The 21,248-nt window shown below is 64.3% G+C and carries 21 protein-coding genes; 12 read left to right on the top strand and 9 right to left on the bottom strand.

Translation table 11 applies throughout. From position 1 onward, the window contains the following. Nucleotide 1 precedes the first annotated feature (1 nt). The gene (locus tag Q368_RS0106035) at nt 2-778 is read right to left on the bottom strand and encodes a ParA family protein (RefSeq protein ID WP_029458133.1); all 777 of its coding nucleotides are present in this window, start codon (nt 776-778) and stop codon (nt 2-4) included. Between the two features lie 192 nt (nt 779-970). On the opposite strand from Q368_RS0106035, the gene Q368_RS0106030 reads away from it, so the two are divergent. Continuing rightward, nucleotides 971-2,197, top strand: coding sequence for a radical SAM protein (locus tag Q368_RS0106030; RefSeq protein WP_029458131.1), 1,227 nt, complete (start codon nt 971-973; stop codon nt 2,195-2,197). A gap of 107 nt (nt 2,198-2,304) precedes the next feature. Here the strand turns inward: Q368_RS0106030 and Q368_RS0106025 are convergent, their stop codons facing one another. Further along, on the bottom strand, nt 2,305-4,779 hold the full coding sequence (locus Q368_RS0106025; protein ID WP_029458129.1) for a glycosyltransferase: 2,475 nt from the start codon (nt 4,777-4,779) through the stop codon (nt 2,305-2,307). Between the two features lie 200 nt (nt 4,780-4,979). Here Q368_RS0106025 and Q368_RS0106020 point away from each other — a divergent pair, with 200 nt between their 5' ends. The 4 genes from Q368_RS0106020 (at nt 4,980) to Q368_RS0106000 (ending at nt 8,580) form a co-directional block, all read left to right on the top strand. After that, nucleotides 4,980-5,177, top strand: coding sequence for a hypothetical protein (locus tag Q368_RS0106020; RefSeq protein ID WP_029458128.1), 198 nt, complete (start codon nt 4,980-4,982; stop codon nt 5,175-5,177). Nucleotides 5,178-5,448: 271 nt separating this feature from the next. Beyond that, the gene (gene phoU / locus Q368_RS0106015) at nt 5,449-6,114 is read left to right on the top strand and encodes a phosphate signaling complex protein PhoU (protein WP_029458127.1); all 666 of its coding nucleotides are present in this window, start codon (nt 5,449-5,451) and stop codon (nt 6,112-6,114) included. 119 nt (nt 6,115-6,233) lie between these two features. Next, complete coding sequence (locus Q368_RS0106005) at nt 6,234-7,325, top strand: HprK-related kinase B (protein ID WP_043785235.1); 1,092 nt, start codon at nt 6,234-6,236, stop codon at nt 7,323-7,325. A gap of 43 nt (nt 7,326-7,368) precedes the next feature. Beyond that, on the top strand, nt 7,369-8,580 hold the full coding sequence (locus Q368_RS0106000) for a GAK system CofD-like protein (protein WP_029458125.1): 1,212 nt from the start codon (nt 7,369-7,371) through the stop codon (nt 8,578-8,580). Between the two features lie 112 nt (nt 8,581-8,692). Here the strand turns inward: Q368_RS0106000 and Q368_RS0105995 are convergent, their stop codons facing one another. After that, a complete protein-coding gene (locus Q368_RS0105995) occupies nt 8,693-9,097 on the bottom strand; it encodes a bacteriohemerythrin (RefSeq protein ID WP_029458124.1) in 405 nt (134 codons plus the stop codon). A 242-nt stretch (nt 9,098-9,339) separates the two neighbouring features. Here Q368_RS0105995 and Q368_RS0105990 point away from each other — a divergent pair, with 242 nt between their 5' ends. Then, nucleotides 9,340-10,173 (top strand): L,D-transpeptidase family protein, encoded by an 834-nt coding sequence (locus tag Q368_RS0105990; protein ID WP_043785231.1) that lies wholly within the window; start codon nt 9,340-9,342, stop codon nt 10,171-10,173. 170 nt (nt 10,174-10,343) lie between these two features. Here Q368_RS0105990 and Q368_RS0105985 read toward each other — a convergent pair whose 3' ends face one another. The 4 genes from Q368_RS0105985 to Q368_RS0105970 all read right to left on the bottom strand — a co-directional run bounded on the left by Q368_RS0105985 (nt 10,344) and on the right by Q368_RS0105970 (nt 13,959). After that, nucleotides 10,344-11,171: a tetratricopeptide repeat protein gene (locus Q368_RS0105985; protein WP_029458120.1), complete on the bottom strand. Its 828-nt coding sequence runs from the start codon at nt 11,169-11,171 to the stop codon at nt 10,344-10,346. Between the two features lie 31 nt (nt 11,172-11,202). Next, nucleotides 11,203-12,330: a glutamine-hydrolyzing carbamoyl-phosphate synthase small subunit gene (gene carA, locus Q368_RS0105980; protein WP_029458119.1), complete on the bottom strand. Its 1,128-nt coding sequence runs from the start codon at nt 12,328-12,330 to the stop codon at nt 11,203-11,205. 107 nt (nt 12,331-12,437) lie between these two features. Beyond that, entirely contained in the window at nt 12,438-13,352 is a 915-nt protein-coding gene (locus Q368_RS0105975; RefSeq protein WP_029458117.1) for a D-alanine--D-alanine ligase family protein, read from the bottom strand. After that, entirely contained in the window at nt 13,315-13,959 is a 645-nt protein-coding gene (locus Q368_RS0105970; protein WP_029458115.1) for an HDIG domain-containing metalloprotein, read from the bottom strand. The genes Q368_RS0105975 and Q368_RS0105970 overlap by 38 nt, the downstream gene beginning before the upstream one ends. Before the next feature lie 119 nt (nt 13,960-14,078). Between Q368_RS0105970 and Q368_RS0105965 the strand changes: the two genes are divergently transcribed. Beyond that, a complete protein-coding gene (locus tag Q368_RS0105965) occupies nt 14,079-14,441 on the top strand; it encodes a hypothetical protein (RefSeq protein WP_029458114.1) in 363 nt (120 codons plus the stop codon). A gap of 19 nt (nt 14,442-14,460) precedes the next feature. On the opposite strand, the gene Q368_RS25540 is transcribed toward Q368_RS0105965, so the two are convergent. Continuing rightward, complete coding sequence (locus Q368_RS25540) at nt 14,461-15,687, bottom strand: hypothetical protein (protein ID WP_156955648.1); 1,227 nt, start codon at nt 15,685-15,687, stop codon at nt 14,461-14,463. Continuing rightward, a complete protein-coding gene (locus tag Q368_RS25535; RefSeq protein WP_156955647.1) occupies nt 15,684-16,049 on the bottom strand; it encodes a hypothetical protein in 366 nt (121 codons plus the stop codon). The genes Q368_RS25540 and Q368_RS25535 overlap by 4 nt, the downstream gene beginning before the upstream one ends. A gap of 190 nt (nt 16,050-16,239) precedes the next feature. On the opposite strand from Q368_RS25535, the gene Q368_RS0105960 reads away from it, so the two are divergent. From Q368_RS0105960 to clpA, 5 genes are all read left to right on the top strand, one after another. Continuing rightward, nucleotides 16,240-16,467 (top strand): HypC/HybG/HupF family hydrogenase formation chaperone, encoded by a 228-nt coding sequence (locus Q368_RS0105960; RefSeq protein ID WP_029458112.1) that lies wholly within the window; start codon nt 16,240-16,242, stop codon nt 16,465-16,467. After that, the gene (gene hypD, locus Q368_RS0105955; RefSeq protein WP_029458111.1) at nt 16,454-17,545 is read left to right on the top strand and encodes a hydrogenase formation protein HypD; all 1,092 of its coding nucleotides are present in this window, start codon (nt 16,454-16,456) and stop codon (nt 17,543-17,545) included. Before Q368_RS0105960 ends, hypD begins: the two co-directional genes overlap by 14 nt. A gap of 172 nt (nt 17,546-17,717) precedes the next feature. Next, on the top strand, nt 17,718-18,317 hold the full coding sequence (locus Q368_RS0105950; RefSeq protein WP_029458109.1) for a class IV adenylate cyclase: 600 nt from the start codon (nt 17,718-17,720) through the stop codon (nt 18,315-18,317). Nucleotides 18,318-18,545: 228 nt separating this feature from the next. Then, the gene (gene clpS / locus Q368_RS0105945; protein ID WP_043785342.1) at nt 18,546-18,848 is read left to right on the top strand and encodes an ATP-dependent Clp protease adapter ClpS; all 303 of its coding nucleotides are present in this window, start codon (nt 18,546-18,548) and stop codon (nt 18,846-18,848) included. Then, the gene (gene clpA / locus Q368_RS0105940; RefSeq protein WP_029458102.1) at nt 18,849-21,149 is read left to right on the top strand and encodes an ATP-dependent Clp protease ATP-binding subunit ClpA; all 2,301 of its coding nucleotides are present in this window, start codon (nt 18,849-18,851) and stop codon (nt 21,147-21,149) included. It begins immediately after the preceding gene. Nucleotides 21,150-21,248: the final 99 nt, after the last annotated feature.

Genomic DNA, 21,248 nt, shown 5'->3' with positions numbered 1-21,248 from the left:
CTCAACGCCGCGCCCGGCCGGCGAGTCCGAGCCGATCGGCGGTTTCCCGGCACAGCGCGGCGAAATCCTTGGCGCCGGCGCTGGCCGGTGCGTAACGGAAAATATCCTGGCCATGGCTCGGGGCCTCGGCCAGGGCGACGTTTTCGCGGATGCAGGTCTCAAAGGGCACGCCGGGAAAATGCTCGTGCACGGCCGCGCCCACCTCCCGGTGCAGGCGTTTCCTGTCGCTGAAGCGGCCGAGCACGATGCCGAGCACCGAGGGGCCCGCCATTTCGTGCAAGGTTTCCAGAAGCCAGGCCAGACTTTGCAGGGACAGGAAATCGGGCGTCATGGGCACGATCACGGCCTGCGCCGCGCCAAGCGCCTGCCGCGTCAGCGGCCCGAGGTGCGGCGGGCAGTCGAAAAGCGCCACGTCAAACGCCCCACAGGCGTCAAGGGCCCTGGCGAGCAGGTCGCCCGATGCCTCCTCCCGGGAAAGCGCCGTCTCGGTTGCGGCCAGTTCCGCCGACGCCGGCAGCACGGACAGCCCCTCGAGCCCCTCCGGGCGCGCAAGTTCCGGGACCGCGCCGCCGAACAGGGCCGCGAGGCCCTGGCCTGCCTGCGCCGCCAGCCCGAACGAAGCCGTCAGGTGCGCCTGCGGATCGGCGTCCACCGCCAGCACGCGCCAGCCCATCCCGGCCAGTCCGGCGGCCAGGTTCACGGCGCACGTCGTCTTGCCGACGCCGCCCTTGTGGTTGAGGCAGGCGATGCGGATGCCGGCCGAGGCTCCGGGATACATTGCGGCAATATGCCCGGCCTGCGTTACAATTTGACGACAATGTTCTTGCAACTGGAGCATCCGCGGTACTCGAAACGGCGTCACACGATCGTAACACATTCGACAAGCGCCGCATCCGCAGGGGCGGCTATGCCGACGAAACGCCGGGAATCCCTCGCAGACGGCAGAAGGATGCATTTTCAAAGGAGCACTATGGCCCTAGTACGTATATTGCAACGGCGGGGCAGGCCGCGCCAGGTGGTCATGCAGCTGACGGACCGCTGCAATGCCCGTTGCGCCCAATGCGGCATGAACGTGACGGCCGGCGGCACACGCGGCGACATGGACCCGGATACGGCGAGGCGCGTCATCGACCGCTGCGCGGCCCTTGGCGTCGAGGCGCTGTCCTTCACCGGCGGCGAGCCCTTCCTGACCGGAACGCTCCTTTTCGACCTGCTGCGCCATGCGGGCCAGGCGGGCATCGCCTATCTGCGCACCGGCACCAACGGCTACCAGTTCGCCCACCCCGACGCGCCGGATTTCACGGACAGGGTGACGCGGCTGGCCGAAAACCTCGCCGCCACGCCCGTGCGCAATTTCTGGGTGAGCCTCGATTCCGCCGATCCCGCCACGCACGAGGCCAATCGGGGCCATCCCGGCATGGTCGCGGGCGTTTCGCGCGCGCTGCCTATCCTGCACGCCCACGGCATCTTCCCCACGGCCAATGTCGCGCTCAACCGCCACATGGGCGGCCCGGAGGCCCTTGCCGGCCAGGGTGCGGCGTTTGCCGCGGCCGCGCGGGAGCAAATGACCCGGTTTTTCGAGACCGCCGCCGCCCTGGGCTTCACCATCGCCAACTGCTGTTATCCCATGAGCGACGCCGACCGGGAGAAGGGGGCGCAGGCGGTCTACGCGGCCACGGCCGCCGATGCCCGGGTGACGTTTTCCGATGCGGAAAAGCTCGAACTCTTCAAGGCGCTTGCCGACGTCGTGCCGCGCCAGCGCAGCCGGCTGCGCGTGTTCACGCCCCTTTGCGCCGTACACGCGCTGATCGGCCAGTATTCCAGGCCCGCCGTGCCCGGGCGGCCGTGCCTGGGCGGTGTGAGCTTTTTCTATGTGGACCGCAGGGGCGACTGCTACCCCTGCGGCTACCGCGCCAGGGAGAACATGGGGCCGTTCTGGAAGCTCTCCGAGGCGCGTCTTGGCGGGCAGCCCCATTGCCGCGCCTGCGACTGGGAATGCTTCCGCGACCCGAGCGAGCTGCTCGCCCCTCTCGGCGACCTGGCCGGTGGCCCTGTCGGCTGGCGGCGGCTGCTGCGGGCCGACCGGCGGCAGTTGCGGCTTTGGTTTACGGACCTGCGCTATTTCGCCGCCTGCGGCCGCTTCGACGGCCGCAAACCGCCCGAACCGGAGAAACTGCGCCGTTTCGCCGTGGCCTAATCCGCTCGAACGCTGCTCGAAAAAAGAGGGACGCGGCCCGAACGCCGCGTCCCTTTTGCGTGTGCCGGAGGGAATGCTCCCGATTGGGGGCCGGGCGGCCTCCCGCTTTACGCCGCCACGACCATGCGCTGGGGCTTTTCCGCTTGCGCCTCGGGCTGCGTTTCCACCGGCCCGGCCGGAGCGTCTCCGTCGTACATGTCCCAATAGTCCTCGAAGGCCTGTTCGATGGTGCGTTCCTCGGCGTAGACCCGGCCGGCGCGGCCCATGGCGCGCATGCGCTGCGGGTCGTCGAGCAGGGTTTCGATGGCCGCTTGCAGGGCGCTCGCGTCGCCGGCCGGCACCACGAGGCCGGTTTCGCCGGGCAGGATGTTCTCCATGGGGCCGCCCTGGTCGGTGACGATGATGGGCAGGCCCGAGGCCTGCGCCTCCAGCACCACATTGCCGAAGGTGTCCGTGGCGCTCGGGAAGACGAACAAGTCGCTCGCGGCGAAAAGCGCGGTGAGCTCCTCGCCTTCGCGGTAGCCGGTGAAGGTGGTGGGCGTGCCGGCGAGGAGGCCGCGCAGGTCGTCGAGGAAGGGGCCATCGCCGACGACGGTGAGTGTCACGTCCTTGCGGTCGGCGCTTATGGCGCGAAAGGCCTGGGCGAGCAGGTGCAGGTCTTTTTCGCGCGACACCCGGCCGGCATAGAGCAGGCGCGCGCCGCCGCCCATGCCGAAGCGCGCCGCCGTTTCGTCCGAACGCTTGCCGGGATGGAAGCGCCCGACGTCCACGCCCCTGGGGAAAAGCCGCAGCTTGGCCGGATCGAGCCCTTTTTCCGTGAGCTCCCGCCCGGTCTCCTTCGAGGGAATGTATACGAGGTCCATCTGGTTGTAATACCAGATGATGAATTTCCAGGTGAGGTCTTCCATGGCCTCGTCGCCGGTGAGGATCTGCGCGTACTGGGGCAGGGCGGTGTGGTAGGTGCCGTAGATGGGCAGGCGCAGCGTCTTGGCGATGCAAAGCGCCGCCAGGCCGATGGGGCCGGGTGTCGCCGAGTGGATGCGGGTGAAGCCGCCGGCGTAGACGTAGTGGAGCATTTCCAGAAGCGGCGGATAGAAGAGCTTCTGGTCCGGGTATTCGTCGAGGTGGTAGACGCCGATGGGCTTGAAGTTCTGCACGCCCGGCTCGAAGACACGCTGGCCGTGGTCGCAGGTGACGATGCTTAAGGCCTTGCCGGTGCGGATGGCCAGTTCCGCCTGCTGGCGCAGGGTGCCGGAGACGCCGTTTATTTCGTGGAAGGTGTCGGTGAAATGGGCCACGCGCACTTCGCCGCCCTTGCCGTTATTGCCGGTCAGCGCCTTGCGCACCTCGGTGCTGAACTGCCGGTCCTTGGTGAAGATGGAATAGGCCAGGAAGTAGGGGGCGAGCATGGTGTAGAGCGCCCCGGCCGAGCCCAGGGTGCCGAAGATGTCGAAGACGTTGGCGCCGCTGACGTGGTCGAGCAGCGTGTGGGCGAAGTGGGAGGCCATGCGGTTGGTGGCGCGGTTGACGAAGGAGAACCAGCCGTTTTCCAGGTTCTCGCCGTTGAGCACGCCCGCCTGGGCGAACTCCATGAGCGTGGCGTCGGAACGGATAAGGTTTTCGGTCTCGGTGCGGATGAGGTCCTTAAGCGGCGTGTTGGCCCGGGGACGGCGGCGGGTGAGCGTGCGCACGATCTTGGTGCGCAGCTTGAAGGCAAATCCCGCGCTGCCTTGGGCCTCGGGTTCGAGAAAGCGGTCGATGACCTTGAGGCTCACGTCCTTGTCCAGGAAGCGGTCGATGCTGAAACGGTGTTTGTAGTACTGGTAGGCGATGCTGTAGAGAGTGCGTGCCATCGTGCGCGGCGTGGACGACGCGCCTATGGCGCGCGCCGCGCCGTTTTCCAGGCCGTCGAGGAACTCCCGCAGGTTGGTCGCGCCGTCCACATGGGTGTAGGTGGAGGCAATATAGAGCGCGCTGTGGTCGTCGGAGCCACCGATGAGGTTCTTGCGCCAGGGCTGGGTGTAGCCAGGGTCGATGTTGTATTTCTCGGCCAACCGCCAGATGGTTTCCTCGCCGAGGCTCGGGATGATCTCGCGCAGGCAGTCGTTTTGCCAGGCGTCGCGCGCGCCGTTGATCTCGAAGTTGCGGAAGAGCAACAGCAGCTTCTCGAAATTGGGCACCGTGATCCGGTCGTTGACCCCGAACAGGGGGTGGGCCACGGCGTGGTGCAGGTTCTCCTGGCGCAGGTAGTCCACCAGGTCGTAGACGTTTTCGCGCAGTCGTTGGAGTTCCTTGTGGATTGCCTCGTCGATGTCGTAGACGAGCACGTGGACCTTGCAGCGGTCTTCCGGGAAATACGAAGTCACTTCCTCGCTGATGAAGGTATCGGGCAGGTGGGCGATGGACAGGGCGCCTTCGATGCGGTTGTGGTCGGAGATGGTGACAAGGCCCATGCCCTTGCGCTTGGCTTCCTCATAGATGCGCATGGGCTCGGTGAAGCTTTCCGGGCAGTTGAGCTTTTGCAGCACCCATTGCGAAGGCCGGGTCGAGTACTTGGAATGCACGTGCAGGTCGATCTTCATGGTCTCTCCTTTGAAGGAAAAAACCGGCGGGACGACCGGCGGCATGGCACAGCGCGGCGGCGTCGGGCGGCGTTTGGGCCTTTTAACGTCGCCCCGTTGCGGCGGGGTTGCGGTTGCCCGCCCTTTTGTTGACGCGACAGGGCCGTTTGTCACGCAAATGACGCTTGTCCCCGCATGCCCCCGGGGCGCATGAAACGGGCATGAACCAGGATGCGCCGTGCTCGTGGGACGTCGAAACCGCCGTGGAAGGGTTGCGTCGCCAGGGTTGCGCCGTGCTGCGCGCCCTGGGGGAGCGCAGGCTGGCCCGGGAGTTTTCCCGGCACGCCCGGGCGACGACGGATCGCGAAGTCCTTGCCGTGCTGCTGCTCGATTTCCTGCTGCGGCGCAGGTCGTCTTGAGGCGTCCTGCGCGGGCGTTTGGTGCGGTGGTCTTGCGTTGCGTCTTTGTCACCTGTTCGCCACAAAGCCATGGCGCGATCGTCATGGGTGTTTGTCAGTGATTCCATGGCATGCCGGCTCGACCGACATGGATAACGGACCGCGATATCCTCTATGGAGCAATGCCGCGCAAGGGTCGCCGCCACGACGGTTTGCCGTTGACGGCGCGGCGCGTCGCCTCCTTTTACAGTCAAACCAGCCCTGGAGGCAGGGCGTCGGGAGCAGGAACGGTATGGAAACCAGATCGCATTTCCACGCGGAATTGGATGCCCTCAAGGCGCGCGTCACCGCTTTGTTCGAGCGCGTCGAGACTTCCAGGCAGGGGGCCGTCACAGCCTATATCGAGCAGGACGCGGGAGTGGCGCGCCAGGTCATCGAGGCGGACCGCGGCATTAACCAGCAGGCCTGCGACCTCGACGAGGCCTGCCTGCGCATGCTGGCCCTGGAGCAGCCCGTGGCCCTCGACCTGCGGCGCATCGTGGGCTACGCTCGCGCCGGCATCAACCTGGAACGGCTGGCCGACGAGGCCGTGGGCGTGGCCGAAAGCGCCCTCAACGGTCCCGGGCTTCCCGGCGACTGCGACAAGTTCCTCGAGACCCTGGCCGCCCATGCGCAGCGCATGTACGCCCTGGCCACCCAGGCCTTCGTCGAGGACGACACGGACAAGGCCCTGGAGGTCTGCCGCCTGGACGAAAAGGCGGGGGAACTCGCCATGTCCGTCATGCGCTGCATCTCCGAGGCGCTTTCGAATTGCCACGCCCAGCCGGAAGCCTCGGTACGGGCGATTCTGGCGGCCCGGTGCTTCGAGCGCATGGCCGGCTATGCCTCCAACTTGGCGGAAGTGGTCGTTTTTATCCTCAAGGGGGCGACGCTCAGCCAGCAGTGCCAGCCCCGGTAGTGTCGGACCCTGAAAAATACGTCAGTATTTTTCAGAAAAACAACTCTTCAAGCGTGTTGTCCTCGAAAAGCATATCTGCTTTCTTCGAGGCCGTGACACGCGTTGCGAAGGAAGAGAGCATGGAGCAAGGACCGGCCACCTGCCGCGACGTCGCCGTCGCGTATGCCCGCGGGGCCACGGCCCCCCTGGTCCTCGACGTGCGCCTGGGGCGGACCGCCGTGCGCGTGCGTTCCAACGCCGCGAAGGTCATGGACGCCCTGGCCGCGCACTATACCGACTTCCCGGGCGACGCGGGCGCGCCGGACATCGAGGTGACGGTGCTCGACCGCGGCCCCGTGCCCCTGGCGCTGCCGTTCGCCACGGGAGACGGCGCGGACGACGACGCCAAGGAAGAATTCGTCGACCTCGCGGACGGCCGGGTGGTGCGCAAACGGCGCACCGGGCTGTGGCTCGTGTTCGGCCGCGGCGGCCATTACGTGCTCGGGCCGTGCGGTGACAACGTGGATCAGGTCGTCAACTGCATCAACGCCCGCGCGGCCGATCGCGAGCTCAAGGACGGCGCGCTGCTCCTGCACGCCGCGGGCGTGGCCGTGGGCGGCGTCGGGCTGGCCATTTCCGGTTTCGCCGGGGCGGGCAAGTCCACGCTCGCGCTCGAAATCATGCGCCACGGCGCGTCGTTTACTTCCAACGACCGCCTGCTCGTCGGACCGGCCGCGTCCGGGGACGGCCTTGCCATGACCGGCGTCGCACGCATGCCCCGCGTCAATCCGGGAACGCTTTTGCACAACGACAATCTGGTCGCGCTGCTGACGGAAGAGGAACGCGCCGGATACGCGCGGCTTGCGGCCGACGCGTTGTGGGCGCTCGAGCGCAAGTACGACGTGCCCATCCGCGACTGCTTCGGCCCCGGCCGCTTCCGGCTGCGCGCGGCGCTGGCGGCGCTTATCGTGCTGCGCTGGCGGCCCGGACAGGGCGGCATGGCGACGCGTTGGGTCGAAGGCGACGCCCGCGCGGAGCTGCTCCCCGCCTTCACGAAGGACCTGGGCGTCTTTTTCGAGGCCGGGCCGCGCCGGGCCGCGCCCGAGGAGTATTTGCGGCTGCTCGGCGCATGCCCCGTGCTCCTCGTCCACGGGGGTACGGACTTCCCCCGGGCCGCCGCCCTGTGCCTCGACCTTCTGACGCGGCAGGCTGTCGCGACATCCGTCGCCTGAGTCCCGACATCACGTCTTAACCCCAGTGCGACAAGGAACGGCCGTGCCCGACAAGAAATCCACCGCGCGCGTGACAATAGCCCGAAACATCAACCTGCCCGACGCCCACAAGGCGACCCTTTACCGCCGTGCGCCGGAACTCGGGCCGAAACTGCTTTTTTTCAGTGGCGGCACGGCGCTGCGGCATCTGAGCGAAACCCTCATCGAGTACACCGCCAATTCCATCCACCTCATCACGCCCTTCGATTCCGGCGGCTCCTCGGCCGTGCTGCGCCGCCATTTCGCCATGCCGGCCGTGGGCGACCTGCGCAACCGCATCATGGCCCTGGCGGACCGTTCCATCACCGGCAACCCGGCCGTGTTCGAGCTTTTCGCCTACCGCCTGCCCAAGGACGCCTCCCAGGAGGAGCTCGTCAAGCGGCTGCAAAGGATGATCGCCGGCGAAGACCCCCTCGTGCGCCACGTTCCCGATCCCATGCGCAAGATCATCCGCACCCACCTGCGGTTTTTCGAGCAGCGCCGGCCCGAATCTTTCGACCTGCGCGGGGCCAGCATCGGCAACTGCATCCTGACCGGCGGCTATTTCAACTACAACCGCATGCTCGATCCGGTCATCTACCTGTTCATGAAGCTGGTCGAGGCGCGCGGTGTGGTGCGTCCGGTAGTCAACGCCGACCTGCACCTGGCCTGCGAGCTGGAAAACGGCCGCGTGCTCATCGGCCAGCACCGCATGACCGGCAAGGAAACCGCGCCCATCGACGCGCCCATCAAAAAGATGTGGCTCACGGCCAGCCTCGACGACCCGACCCCGGCCGCGGTGCATATCCGGGAAAAAACGGAACGGCTCATCCGCCAGGCCGACGTGATCTGCTACCCCTACGGCAGCTTCTATTCGAGCCTGCTGGCCAACCTCCTGCCCCAGGGCGTGGGCGACGCCGTGGCCGCCAATGCCTGTCCCAAGGTCTACATTCCAAACCTCGGCCACGACCCGGAGCAGTGCGGCATGACCGTGGCCGGGCAGGTGGCGCGGCTGCTCGAAACCCTGGAAGCGGGCTGCGTCAGACCGTGTGCCAGGCAGGACCTGCTGCGCTTCGTGCTGGTGGATGCCGCGCGCGGCGCGTACGAGGCGCCGCTCGATCTCGCCGCCATCCGCCGCCTTGGCGTGGAAGTGCTCGATGTGCCGCTTGTCCGTGAGGACAACCCCGGCCAGGCCGACAGCCGCAAGGTGGCGGAACTGCTCGTCTCGTTCGCCTGAGGCCGGCTGTCGAGGGAGTATGCCGCTTCGCGCCTGAGCGCGGAGCGGGGCTGTGCGGCACCCTGGCAGGATTGTCGGACGGGGCTCGCGGACGATGCGCCGTGAACAGCGCTTACGCTTCGTCGCTGCCGTGCAGATACGCGTGGAAGGCCCTGTCCTGGCCGGCGAGGTGGTCTTCGAACCATCCCGCGAGGAAGGCCAGAATCTCGTCGAGCAACTGGCTGGTCGCCAAGCCGAATTCCTTTTCGATCTCCAGGAAAATCACCTGATTGATGAAAAGTTCGTGGTCCTGCGTATGGGGCTTGCGCTGCGGGAACTGCGAGGTGCGCATGTACATCTCTTCGAGGGGGAAGTGGCTGTCGCTGAAGTTGCGTAAAAAGCGCAACGCCTCGGCGACGACGGCCGGGTCTTCGCAGCCGCGTTTTTCCTCGAGCGCGTTGGCCAGGGCGATGAGCGCCCGGTGTTGGGCGTCGAGTTCCTCAATGCCCAGGGACAGGGACGCATCCCAACAGATCATCCGCGTGCTCCTTAAGCATCGGCGATGGCGTTCCGATCCGGGCGCCGGAACATGGGCCGGGCGTGCCCGGATCGTATTCGATCATCATAGCGATTTTCCAGGTCCGGGCAAGATGCGTCGCGGCGGAAAACGCCGCGGCGTCGGCACGCTCCGGAAAATGGATATTGGCTGGCCACGGGCCGCGAAAAAGGTGTAAGGATGCCGGGACACGGCAATCTTGCAGCCAGACACCGGAGATTCCCATGCGCCGTAAAACCCTGCCTTTGTCCGCCATGCTTTTCTGTCTTGCCGCCGCCCTTGCGTCCTGCCAGCCGGCCCCGAAGCGGCTCACGGCAACAGTCCCGGCCGTTGCCGCCGCGCCGCGGACGATCGCTTCGCCCCTGGCCGGGGCCCGGCAGATGCTGCTGGTGGTGTCCGAGGATTTTACGGCCAACCAGGCCCGGATGCGCCGGTTCGAGCGCGACGGCGACGGCCCCTGGCGGCCGGTCGGCGACGACGTGGCCGTGACGCTCGGGAAAAACGGCCTGGCCTGGGGCCGGGGCATCTCCGGCGAACCGCCGGCCGGCGGCCCGGTCAAGGTCGAGGGCGACGGCCGTTCGCCGGCCGGCGTCTTCACCTTTTCCACGGCCTTTGCTTATCGCCCCGAAGACCTGTGGCAGCCGTCCAAGATGCCCATGCACCGGGTCACGAGCGAGACGATCTGCGTGGAATCCATCAATTCCAAGGAATACAACCGCATACTGGACGAGAACACCATGGCCGTGCACGACTGGGACAGCCCGGACCGCATGCTGCGCCCCGATGGCCTCTACCGCTACGGGCTCATGGTCAACCACAACGCGCCGGACACCAAACCCGGGTCGGGCTCGTGCATCTTCATGCACCTGTGGCGTCGCCCGGGCGCGCCCACGGTCGGCTGCACGGCCATGAACGAACCGGCCATGCTCGCGGTCCAGGCCTGGATCGACACCTCGAAAAAACCGGTCCTGGTCCAGTTGCCGCGGGCGGAGCTCAAGCGGCTGGCCCCGCTGTGGGGCGCGCCGGAAATCGTGGCGGCCATGGAAACGAAAGGGTAGAGCCGGCCGAGCGGACACGCGAAATGTTTCGGGCGGGGGGAGAGCCCCCGCCCTTTATTGTGGCGTTACAACGAAGAGAAGAACCGTTGGCCACGGGCAGGACGGCAGCGAAAAGGCGTGACGGAATCCAGACAAAACAGAGGCCCGCGGCCTGCTCGCGGCGGTGGCAATCAGGCGGCGGGAGCGGGTTCGGGGTCCTTGCCCTGTTTCTTCAGGGCGAAGTTGAGGAGCTTTCGCGCCTCGACGAACGCGGGGGACAGGCGCAGGGCCAGGCGCGAAGCGCGTTCGGCCTTGTCCCAGCGCTGCCAGTCCAGGTAGACCCGGCCCAGGTTGAAATAAAGGTTGGGGTCGGATTTGGCGTATTCCACCGCGCGCATGAAGTACTTTTCCGCGATGTCGTACTTGTGGAGCTTGCGCAGCACGATGCCGATGCGGTTGTAGTGGTGGATCTGGTCCGGGGAAAGGGCGATCGCCTCGTCGAGGTACTTGAAGGCTTCCTCGAAGAGTTCGCCGCTGATGAACAATTCCGCGATCTGGGCGCGCAGGTCGCCGTCGTTGGGGAATTCCCTGGCCAGCTTCTCGAGGACATGCCTGGCCTCGTCGAAGCGCTTTTCCTCGATGAGCAGCTTGCCTTCGGCCAGGCCGTTGGCGACGCGCTGCTCCATGTCGGCCATGATGTCCTTGGCCTCCTCCACGGCCGTGGCCTGGAGCTCCGTGAGGAGATTGAGCAGCGTCTCGACGAGTTCTCTTTCGCCGCCCGGGGCGTAATTGAGGATGAGCGGATAGACCTTGCGCAGATTGCGGTCGCCGTTGAGGAGCAGCACGGCGTCGGTGATGAGCTTGGAAAACTCTTCTTTCTCCGCCTTCATCAGCGGCGTGCGCAAAACGGCGTTGATGGCCTCGTACAAGGCCGAGACGGCAGGCAGGGGTTTGGCCTGCTTGAGGAACGTCCCGACCTTGTTGATCTGGGCCCGGGCCTTGGTCAGTTCCGCGGACATGCGGGTTCTCCGCAGGGCGGCGCCTGGGGGTTCATTTGCCCGTCTCCCGGCGCACGATGTTGCGGAAACGAGCGAAGAAATACCGGCTGTCGTGTGGCCCTGGCGCCGCCTCCGGGTGGTACTGGATGGCGATGACGGGTTTTTTCTTGTGTGCGAACCCTTCGAGCGTGCCGTCGTTCAAGTTCACGTGCGTCAACTCTACGTCGGACAGGCTTTCGATGTCCACGCAAAATCCGTGGTTCTGCGAGGAGATTTCGATGCGGCCCGTTTCCAGGTCCTTGACCGGATGGTTGAGGCCGTGGTGGCCGAACTTGAGCTTGTAGGTCCGTCCGCCGAGCGCGAGCCCGAGCAGCTGATGCCCGAGGCAGATGCCGGCCAGGGGATAGGCGTCGGCCAGTTCCGCCGTGGTCGCGACGAGGTCCGTCAGCGCGGCCGGGTCGCCCGGGCCGGGGGAAAGGAACACGGCGTCCGGGGCCAGGCGCTTGGCCTGGGCCGCGGTGGTGGTATGGGGCACCATCAGCAGATCGAAGCCCTGCGCCGACAGCAGCCGCATGATGTTCCACTTGATGCCCATGTCGAAGACGAGCAGGCGCGGGCCGCCGCCGGGCCAGGCGTAGCGGCCGTCCTCGATCTTCGCCGGGGCGATGCCGTTTCCGGTCCAGACGAAGGGCGCGTCGCACGACACCCTGTCGGCCAGCCCCAGGCCCTCCATGGAAGGCAGGCCCTTGGCCGCCTCCACGATCTTGCGCGGGTCGGCGACGTCCGTGGAAATATAGCCGCGCATGGCCCCGTGCAGGCGCAGGTGGCGGGTGAGCGCCCGGGTGTCGATGCCCTCGATGCCCGTGACGCCCTGGCCCGTGAGGTATTCGGGCAGGGGCATGGTGGAGCGCCAGTTGGAGGGCTGCTTGCAGCATTCCTTGACGATGAACCCGGCCACGCGGATGGCGGCCGACTCCACGTCCTCGGGATTGATGCCGTAATTGCCCACGTGGGGGTAGGTCATGCAGACCATCTGCCCGGTGTAGGACGGATCGGTCAGCACTTCCTGGTAGCCGGTCATGCCGGTGTTGAAGATGACCTCGCCGCCGGCGCTGCCCTGGCCGGTAAAGGTTTGGCCGTGAAAAAGGGTCCCGTCTTCAAGGGCCAGAATGGCTTTCATGCATGGTCTCCGCGGATATTGGGCCTTGGCCGCAAAAAACGGCCGCAGGCAGCGTATAAGGGAACGGGGCCGGCGTAAAGCCCGGCGGTCTCGCCGGCAGCGCTCAATTAAGGCCTCTTGGCCCGGCGCGCAAGCCCCAGTTCGATGAGCCGGGCGATAAGCGCCGCGAAATCCATGCCCGCGGCCCGGGCCGAACGGGGGAGCAGGCTCGTTTGCGTCATGCCCGGCAGGGTGTTGACCTCGAGGAGCAGGAGGCGCTCGCCGTCGAACATGAAGTCCCCACGGCTGTAGCCGTCGAGGCCCAGGGCCGCGTGGGCGGCGAGCATCATGCGTCCGATTTCCGCGGTGAGCGCGGCCGGGATCGGGGCCGGGCAGATTTCCTCGGCGGCGTCGGGCTCGTACTTGCTGGCGTAGTCGAAAAATTCCCCGGCCTTGGGCCGAATGAGGATGGGCGGCAGGGCTTCGCCGCCAAGCACCGCGCAGGTCAGTTCCGTGCCGTCGATGCCTTCCTCGACGAGCGCCGCGTCGCCCGTGGCGAAAATCTTGTCGAGCGCCGCCGGCAGCCCGGCCGGGTCGCGCACCAGGGACATGTAGACGCTCGAGCCGCCGCTGTTGGGCTTGACGAACCAGGGCGGGGCGAAATCCGGGACGAATCCCGCTGGCGGCGGGGTGGGCAGGAAGATCCAGCGCGGCGTGGCCAAGCCGGCGGCGGCGAAAAGCTGCTTGGAAGCGGCCTTGGAGAGCGCCAGAAACGACCCCGCCGGGCCCGAGCCCTGGTAGGGCACGCCGGCGGCGTCGAGCAGGGCTTGTGGCAGGCCGTCCTCGCCGGGCGCGCCGTGCAGGCTCAGGAAGACGAAGTCGCAGGCTTTCGCCGCGTCGATGAAACCGGGAAAATTCTCGGAAAAGTCCCAAGGGACGACGGTGTGTCCGAGCGATTCCAGGGCGCTTGCGATCTGTTTCGCCCCGGACAGGGAAACTTCGCGTTCACTCGACCAGCCCCCCGCAACCAAAAGTACTTTCATGGAGTTTCATGCCCAGGGTTTGGGCCAGGGCGCGTTCGATGGCCTCGGCCTGTTGAAAGGATTCGTGGATGCGCTCGCGTATGTACGCCGTCTTGCCGTAGCGTACGAGGAGGTCGTCGAAGCGGGCCTCCAGGGTCACGAGGCGGTTGTGTTTGACCCGCTTGTCGCTGTAGATGATCGCAAGCGGCAGAAAATGGCTGCGCAGGTCGATGGGGTCGGGCCAGGAGACGTGGCAGGCCACGCCCTGCGCCAGCGCGGGGTTGCCCGTGATCTCCTGCACCCAGGCCCCGCCGAGCTGGCAGTGGTTGCCACCGTGGCGGATGGTGTAGGTTTTGGCCAGGTCGTGCAGCAGCGCCGCCGCCCGCACCTCGGCCACGTTGACGGGCAGGCCCGCGGCCGCGGCGGCCGTGGCCAGGGCCGTGGCCACGCAGGCCACGAGCTCGCTGTGCTCGCGGATGTTCGGCAACATGCCGTAGGCGTCCCAGAGCATGCGGCACTGGGCGTCGTCGGGCACGGCGTCGACGCGGGGCGGCTTGGCCGGGAGCGGCTGCTCCTGCGGCAGGGTGACCCCGGGCGGGCCGGACGGGCGGAAAAGGTCTTCGGACATGACAAACGCCGGTTGGAAGCGGTACACTGCGTTCTCGCCGCAAGCCCCATTGATAGCAACCCCTCGGGAAAAAGCAAAGGCCGGCGTGGGGGCTTCCCGCGAACCGGCCGGGACGTGCCATGAAAACCTACCGTGTGCTTTACGAAACCAAGCTCATGCGCGACCAGGAAGGCGTCGAAATCGTCGCCGCCTCGGGCAAGGGACAGGCCATGCTCGCGGCCCAGGCCCGCATCCATCCGGGCGAGCGTGCCGACGAGCCGTATTTCCATTTCGAGCCCCTGACCATCCGCCTGCTCGAGGACGGGAATTACGAGGTGGCCTACCGGACCAAGGTCGAGGAGCCGGCTGCCGGCGCGATCGAAGTGGCGGCCGAAAACGCCGAAAAGGCGGCGGCCAAGGCGCGCTTCGCCGTGCACAAGGAACTCATTCCGCCCAAGTGCTTCAAGGTAATATCTCTGAAAGAAATTCCGGATCAAAAATAGGCGTGGCGTATTGCGGGGACTAATGAGGCAATTTACCATGGGCAATTTTAATTTCATTGATTCGTGCAATAGACAACGCTAGGGCATCTTGGGAAAAACCATCTACAAACTCGCAAAACGCATTTGAGTAGGCGACACACAGGGAGATAACCGTTGGAATGTTATGAAAATAACTATTGCAGTCAGAAATATTGTTTAAAACAACTGAAATAATCTCGATCATGCGTTGGAAACGTAATTTGAGAAAGTCTCGTAAGGCAACCACAGAACTCCTCGATTCTATAGGGAGTGTGAAATGCGCGCGGGCGTATTGGACTATTAATGCTGTCGTAAAAAATAATACGGCTCCTATAATACAGTGAAATCTAGGATCATGGTTGAATTTAAAAAAAGCTTGTGCGGCAGTATTGCAGTTCCACAGCCCTTGAAAGGCAAGATAATCTGCGGATAATTCATCGCTAGAAGAGTCAATCTTTAGCCTGCTATCGAGTAGGTGGCCGACCTCATGCGCAATGGCGAATGCTACAGACATCTGTGCAAGCCATAATTGATTTTCGTTGTTAGAAGAGTCTGGATAGAGTGGTGTTTCATTGAAGCAGTGTAGCGTATTTGTTATTTTTTCAGCATATTCTGGCCAATAAAACTCCTCTTGCCGTCCTTTATTGTTACCTATTATGGCTCGGATCAATATCGCTCTCCAAAAAGGATGAGCATGAGAAAAATCATTGATTATCGGTTGCTGCCTGGTTTTTTTCTCATTGAGAATGGCCACCAGATCAATGCTGCCTAAGAGACCAGCGGCAACAAAATTTGCCGCATCGTCCCAGCCGTACGGAATGATTACAAACTTGAGCAGGTCGTGTCGCACCACACGCGGCAATGCCCTTTGAAGGCCCCATACCGTCGTTTCGCGAGCACAGACATTGTCAAAACAAGGTTCAATTTCTTTAATTCCCTTATACTGGATCCAGTTTCCCAACAATGTGTCAAGGATGCTTATTTGATAATACGGTTCAGGCATAAACCCATATGAAGCACGATCAGTTGCCCAGGCATAATCATGCCCCTCGTAAAAATCTTGATAACAAAAAAAATGTTTCTCAATGTGACACTTTAACTTTGAGAAATGCTCATCGTTCCAACTTGAATTTTCATAATAGTCTTTGAAGCGTGGGAAACACAAATTATAGTCAAAATCGTTGGCAACTTTTTTCCATGCTGCTTGTATAACATCGGACGTTATCATCTTTTCTTCCATTTTTCACATGAATCGAGGATTTTTAATCTTATAATGAGAACACTGAGTGTTACTATATCAAAAAAGAAAGAATTCTGCGCTGATAAAACTCTTGCGACAAGAATGGCCGCATCTACAGATTTGCTTGCGATAGGATCCGACACCAACGTTTGTATTTCAGTAGAATTGCAAACATAATCAAGAATCTGATTTTTTCTTCTTTCAAAACAATCCTTGGCTGCTTGAATGCGATCAATGCCTGTCGCTGCCTCGCCACAGCTTTCACCATAAATATCCCACAACTCGTCAACGGATAAATCGCGAGCAAACAAATTCCGAATCATTTGTTCATCTTTCTGTTCCAATCCCATGACGATTTCCTTGGCTATTAGTTTTGCAAAATATAGAAATTAATTTATATTATAACAACCAATAGCCGAATGCAAGCCTCTTTTCTTTACGTTGAGGGGCTTTTGACAAACCCGTGTACCATGCGCATAGTCTAAAAAGCGTTTGGACGCGCCGTCCACCGCCAAGCCCCCTGCGGGAGGAACCTGCCCTATGTGCCTTGCCGTGCCCATGGAAGTCACCGCCATCAACGAAAAAGTGGCGGATGTCGAGATCGGCGGCGTCACCCGCCAGGTGCGCCTGGACCTCATCGACGCCGCGCCGGCCATCGGCGACTTCGTCATCGTCCACGCCGGGTTCGCCATCCGCCGCCTGGACCGCGAGGACGCCCTGGAGACCATCAAGCTGTTCCAGGAAGGCCTGAACCTTGAACTCATTTGACGCCTTCAAGGATCCGGCCCTGTGCCGGGCGCTCCTTGCGCGCCTGACCGGGGAAGCCGACACGCCGTTGCGGTTCATGGAAGTCTGCGGCACGCACACCGTGGCCATCTTTCAGTCCGGCCTACGTGCGCTCCTGCCGCCGACCATCACGCACCTGACCGGCCCCGGCTGTCCGGTCTGCGTCACCCACGAATCCGAAGTCGCCTGCTTCCTCGATCTTGCCGGCCGCGACGACGTGGTGCTCGCCACCTTCGGCGACCTCATGCGCGTGCCCGGCCCCAAGGGCCGCAACCTCAAGACGGCCAAGGCCGACGGCGCGCGCGTGGAAGTGGTTTACTCGCCCGTGGATGCCCTGGCCGTGGCCGAGGCCAATCCCGGGCGCACGGTGGTCTTTCTCGGCGTCGGTTTCGAGACCACGGCCCCGGCCGTGGCCGCGACGATCAAGCTCGCCAGGGAGAAGAACCTGCGCAACTTCCGGGTGCTCTGCTTTCACAAGCTCGTGCCCCCGGCGCTCGAAGCCCTGCTTTCCGATCCCGACATCAACGTGGACGCCTTCATCCTGCCCGGCCACGTCTCGGCCATCATCGGCGCGGCGCCATACGCCTTCGTGGCGGAAAAATACCGCGTTCCGGCCGTGATCACCGGCTTCGAGCCCCTGGACATCCTCGCGGCGCTGCTGGACATCGTGGCCATGCGCAAGACCAATGCCCCGGCCGTCAAGAACGACTACACCCGCGTCGTCGCCGACGCCGGCAACCCCGTGGCCATGGCCGTCATGGACGAGGTGTTCGCCACCTCCGATGCACTGTGGCGGGGCCTGGGCGCGATTCCCCAAAGCGGGCTGGTCATTCGGGAAGCATTCGCGGATTTCGACGCCATGCGCCTGCCGGGGGTATCGCTCGTGGAAACGCCGCCCCTGGCGGGCTGCCGCTGCGGCGAGGTGCTCAAGGGCAAGCTGTCCCCGGACGGCTGTCCGCTGTTCGCCAAGGCCTGCACCCCGGCCACGCCCGTGGGACCGTGCATGGTGTCCACCGAAGGCGGCTGCGCCGCGTATTACAAATACAGGCTCGATCTGTAATCAAAAAGAAAGCGGGGCTGCATAAACACCGCTCGAGATTTCGGGCGCTCGCACCAAGCAATTATTTTTTCCACTTTCGGGGTGGTCCAGGAGGGGCCCTCGGCCCCTCCTGGCCGCCGGAGGCATTCTCTTTTCTCCCCCTCCCTTCCCCATCCTCATCCAAGGAGTCCCCGTGTCCGACGCCGCCGAGATCGAATCGAAGTTCCCCGTGACCGGCTTCGACGCCGTGCGCGAGGCTTTGGCTGCCGCGGGCGGGGAGTTGCGCGCGCGCGGCTTCGAGGAAAACGTGGTCCTGGATACGCCCGAAGGCACGCTTCGCGGCAGGGACATGCTGCTGCGCCTGCGTCGGGACGCGGCCGGGCGGGTGACCTTCAAGCTGCCGGCAAAGACGCCCGGAGACCCGGCCATCAAGGTGCGCCGGGAAATCGAGACCGAGGTGGCCGACCTCGCCGCTTTGGAGGCCATTTTCGCCGAGCTCGGCTACACGCCGCGGCTGCGCTACGAAAAGGTCCGGGAGACCTGGCGGCTCGGGCCCGTGCTCGTGTGCTGCGACCGGCTGCCTTTCGGCTCCTTTGTCGAGATCGAGGGCGCGGTGGAGGCCATCGTCGAGGCGGCCGCCGCCTTGGGGCTCTCCATGGCCCAGGCCACGTCCAAGACCTATCATGCGCTCTACCAGGACTATCTGGCCGCGCACGGCCTGCCGCCGGCCGACAGTTTCGTCTTTACGCCCGAAGAGCGCCGCACGCTGCTCTCCGGGCTCGCCCACGCCTAGCCAAAACCAAGCAATATCAGTCCGCTGCAACGCCTGTTGTCAGTGTGCGCGATTTTTCGTACCCCTTGTCATGGAGCGCAAGGCGGCCGGCCCGTGGCGGCTGTCCTGCGTCCCGCCCCTCGACAGTTTCGGGCGGCGACTTATATTGTGTCGGAACGTGGAAAAGGGGCGTTCGGCCCCGATACGGCCGACAACGGGGAGAGGTGACGGCAAGCCATGAGCCATCCCATGGAACAGGAACAACCGGAACTTGGCGTCAGCGTCGAAGAAGAAGTGCGTGAGCCGCGACGCTACAAAGTGTTGTTGCACAACGACGATTATACGACCATGGAGTTCGTGGTGCAGATTCTCGTTGGCGTGTTTCATAAAAACGAAAACGAGGCCACGCAAATCATGCTGAACGTCCACAACAATGGCGTGGGCGTGTGTGGCGAGTACACGGCAGAAGTGGCCGAGCTGAAGGTTTCCCTGGTGCACAGGCTGGCCAGGGAAAGCGGCTACCCGCTTAAATGCAGCATGGAAGAGGTCTGAATGCTGAGCAAGAAACTCGAAAAGGTGTTGACCAGCGCCGTCAAGGAAGTCAAGCGCCGCAACCATGAATACCTGACCCTGGAGCATCTGCTGTACGCCATGCTCCTGGAGGAAACGGGACGGGACATTCTCGTCCATTGCGGAGCAAATGTGGTGCGCCTGAAGCACCAGCTTGAACGGTTCTTCTCCGACCACATGGAAACGCTGCCTCAGGACAACAATGCCGAGGTGGTGCAGACCATCAGCGTCCAGCGCGTGCTCCAGAGGGCGATCATGCAGATGCAGTCCTCGGGCAAGCAGCAGGTGGAAGTCGGGGACGTCCTGGCCGCCATTTTCGACGAAGAAGATTCCTACGCCGTGTACTATTTGAAGTCCCACGGCGTGTCGCGCCTCGACGTGCTGGAGTACATCTCCCACGGCGGCGGCAGCGAACAGACGCAGACCGAAGGCGCGACCGGCGAGGACCAGCCGGCCGGCAAATCCGGCTCGGCCTTGGAGCAGTATACGGTCGATCTCGTGGCCAAGGCGAAAAAGGGCGAGATCGATCCGCTGATCGGTCGCGACCAGGAACTGACGCGCACCATCCACGTGCTGCTGCGCCGGCGCAAGAACAACCCCATTTTCGTGGGCGACCCGGGCGTCGGCAAGACCGCCCTGGCCGAGGGGCTGGCACTGCGCATCGTCAAGGGCGACGTGCCGGACAGCTTCCGCGACACGCTCATTTTCGCCCTGGACATGGGTGCGCTGCTGGCCGGCACCAAGTACCGCGGCGATTTCGAGGCGCGGCTCAAGGGCGTGCTGTCCGAACTCGAACAGAAGCCCGGCGCGATTTTGTTCGTGGACGAGATCCACACCATCGTCGGCGCGGGCGCGACCAGCGGCGGCACCCTGGATGCGTCGAACATCCTCAAGCCCGTGCTCGGCTCGGGCAAGCTGCGCTGCATCGGCTCCACGACCTACGAGGAGTACAAGAACCATTTCGAGAAGGACCGCGCGCTTTCCCGCCGCTTCCAGAAGATCGACGTGGGCGAGCCCACCATCGACGAGGCGGTCGAGATCCTGAAGGGCCTGCGCACCTACTACGAGGCGCACCATGGCGTGCGCTACACCCCGGCGGCGCTGCGCGCGGCCGTGGAGCTCTCCTCGCGCCACATCAACGACCGCTTTCTGCCGGACAAGGCCATCGACGTCATCGACGAGGCCGGCGCCGTACGCAAGCTGGCCGGCACCGCTGCCAAGGGAGCCATCGGCGTGGCCGAGATGGAACGTGTCGTGGCCTCCATGGCCAAGATTCCGGCCGCGCGCGTCACGTCCTCGGACAAGGTGCGCCTGGAGAACCTGGAAGGGGAGCTCAAGAACCTTATCTTCGGCCAGGACCAGGCCGTGGAAGCCATCGCCAAGGCCATCCTGCGCTCCCGCGCCGGCCTGGCCAACGCCGGCAAGCCCACGGGTTCGTTCCTGCTCGCCGGCCCCACGGGCGTGGGCAAGACCGAGATGGCCAAGCAGCTCGCCGCCGTGCTCGGCATCCACTTCGTGCGCTTCGATATGAGCGAATACATGGAAAAGCACGCCGTGGCACGGCTGATCGGTTCGCCCCCGGGCTACGTCGGCTTCGAGCAGGGCGGGCTTCTCACCGACGCCATCCGAAAGCATCCGTATTCGGTGCTCCTCCTCGACGAGATCGAGAAGGCGCACCCGGACATGTTCAACATCCTGCTTCAGGTGATGGACTATGCCACGCTCACCGACAACAACGGCCGCAAGGCCGACTTCGGCCACGTGGTGCTGCTCATGACCACCAACGCCGGAGCGCGGGAAATGGCCTCCAAGAGCATCGGCTTCGGCTCGGGCAAGGCCGAGGATGCCTCGGAGAAGGGGCTCAAGGCCGTCAAAAGGCTCTTCAGCCCCGAGTTCCGCAACCGCCTGGACGGCATCGTGACCTTCAAGTCGCTGACGCCGGAAATCATGGACCGTATCGTCCACAAGTACCTGCGCGAGCTCAACGCGCAGATGGCCGAGAAGCGGGTGTTCGTGCGCCTGACCCCGGCGGCGGTCAAGGTGCTGGCCGAAAAGGGCTTCGACGCCGACTACGGCGCACGGCCCCTGGCCCGGGTCATCCAGGAAGATATCAAGGACGCCCTGGCCCAGGAAATGCTCTTCGGCAAGCTGCAAAAGGGCGGCGAGGCGCAGATCGACGCCGCGCCGGCCGGCGCTCCGGAACTGTTCGCCTTCACCTTCACCAGCCGCGCCCCGCGCAAGGCCGTGGCCGAGCCGGCGGTGGAGGAGACGGAGGCGTCGTAGCAGAGTAGAAGAGAAGAATGCCTCCGGCGGCCGGGAGGGGCTAAGCCCCTCCCGGACCCTCCTTGATGGCAGCGGGCGGCTGGACGCGGCAGGGAAGCC

This window comes from Solidesulfovibrio alcoholivorans DSM 5433 (genome assembly GCF_000702665.1).
Classification (GTDB): Bacteria; Desulfobacterota; Desulfovibrionia; order Desulfovibrionales; family Desulfovibrionaceae; genus Solidesulfovibrio; species Solidesulfovibrio alcoholivorans.
The sequence above is the reverse complement of the archived record's forward strand: the minus strand, read 5'-3'. Positions and strand labels throughout refer to the sequence as shown.

Excerpts from the sequence above, each read along its gene's own strand:
- Q368_RS0106030 (WP_029458131.1), top strand. The coding sequence starts at position 971 with ATGGCCCTAGTACGTATATTGCAACGGCGGGGCAGGCCGCGCCAGGTG.
- Q368_RS25540 (WP_156955648.1), bottom strand. The coding sequence starts at position 15,687 with ATGATAACGTCCGATGTTATACAAGCAGCATGGAAAAAAGTTGCCAAC.
- Q368_RS0106035 (WP_029458133.1), bottom strand. The coding sequence starts at position 778 with ATGTATCCCGGAGCCTCGGCCGGCATCCGCATCGCCTGCCTCAACCAC.
- Q368_RS0105970 (WP_029458115.1), bottom strand. The coding sequence starts at position 13,959 with ATGTCCGAAGACCTTTTCCGCCCGTCCGGCCCGCCCGGGGTCACCCTG.
- Q368_RS0105965 (WP_029458114.1), top strand. The coding sequence starts at position 14,079 with ATGAAAACCTACCGTGTGCTTTACGAAACCAAGCTCATGCGCGACCAG.
- clpS (WP_043785342.1), top strand. The coding sequence starts at position 18,546 with ATGGAACAGGAACAACCGGAACTTGGCGTCAGCGTCGAAGAAGAAGTG.
- Q368_RS0106025 (WP_029458129.1), bottom strand. The coding sequence starts at position 4,779 with ATGAAGATCGACCTGCACGTGCATTCCAAGTACTCGACCCGGCCTTCG.
- Q368_RS0106020 (WP_029458128.1), top strand. The coding sequence starts at position 4,980 with ATGAACCAGGATGCGCCGTGCTCGTGGGACGTCGAAACCGCCGTGGAA.
- carA (WP_029458119.1), bottom strand. The coding sequence starts at position 12,330 with ATGAAAGCCATTCTGGCCCTTGAAGACGGGACCCTTTTTCACGGCCAA.
- Q368_RS25535 (WP_156955647.1), bottom strand. The coding sequence starts at position 16,049 with ATGGGATTGGAACAGAAAGATGAACAAATGATTCGGAATTTGTTTGCT.
- Q368_RS0105990 (WP_043785231.1), top strand. The coding sequence starts at position 9,340 with ATGCGCCGTAAAACCCTGCCTTTGTCCGCCATGCTTTTCTGTCTTGCC.
- Q368_RS0105995 (WP_029458124.1), bottom strand. The coding sequence starts at position 9,097 with ATGATCTGTTGGGATGCGTCCCTGTCCCTGGGCATTGAGGAACTCGAC.
- Q368_RS0105960 (WP_029458112.1), top strand. The coding sequence starts at position 16,240 with ATGTGCCTTGCCGTGCCCATGGAAGTCACCGCCATCAACGAAAAAGTG.
- Q368_RS0105985 (WP_029458120.1), bottom strand. The coding sequence starts at position 11,171 with ATGTCCGCGGAACTGACCAAGGCCCGGGCCCAGATCAACAAGGTCGGG.
- phoU (WP_029458127.1), top strand. The coding sequence starts at position 5,449 with ATGGAAACCAGATCGCATTTCCACGCGGAATTGGATGCCCTCAAGGCG.
- clpA (WP_029458102.1), top strand. The coding sequence starts at position 18,849 with ATGCTGAGCAAGAAACTCGAAAAGGTGTTGACCAGCGCCGTCAAGGAA.
- Q368_RS0106005 (WP_043785235.1), top strand. The coding sequence starts at position 6,234 with ATGGAGCAAGGACCGGCCACCTGCCGCGACGTCGCCGTCGCGTATGCC.
- Q368_RS0105975 (WP_029458117.1), bottom strand. The coding sequence starts at position 13,352 with ATGAAAGTACTTTTGGTTGCGGGGGGCTGGTCGAGTGAACGCGAAGTT.